This window comes from Shigella sp. FC1967 (assembly GCF_001743005.1).
In the GTDB taxonomy this organism is placed as follows: domain Bacteria; phylum Pseudomonadota; class Gammaproteobacteria; order Enterobacterales; family Enterobacteriaceae; genus Proteus.
Window position 1 is genome coordinate 1 of the sequence record NZ_MIIZ01001481.1, and the last position, 332, is coordinate 332.

Below are 332 nucleotides of genomic sequence, written 5' to 3' on the forward strand. Positions count from 1 at the left end.
AACCATTAACCTTAAACCAATTTACCGAAGTGCCTTTGACATGGTTAAACCCGTGTAAATTTCCGGCAAGGTAGTCATCTTTGGGTTTTTTTCTTGGGGGAACAGCAGTGAGCTTACTGCGATAATGGCAAGAATAACGCCAGCAACAATCACTTTTTTTACGAGTTATTTTTTTCGAGCATACTGCAGGCTCCTCCATTTTTGTTGGAATAGTAATCGGATAATTAGGGTTTCCCGGGGAATAACAAGATAATGTGATCCGAACTTCTTGGCAGGGAAGAAAATGCACTTTGACATCACAAGGGTCGTCATACTCAGGAATTTCTACCATT

Annotated in this window: 1 protein-coding gene; it reads right to left on the minus strand. The window is 40.7% G+C overall.

Annotation, left to right across the window (positions count from 1 at the left end):
• On the minus strand, positions 1 to 332 hold a 332-nt coding region (locus tag BHE89_RS24080), incomplete at both ends, for a DUF3304 domain-containing protein (protein WP_171742567.1).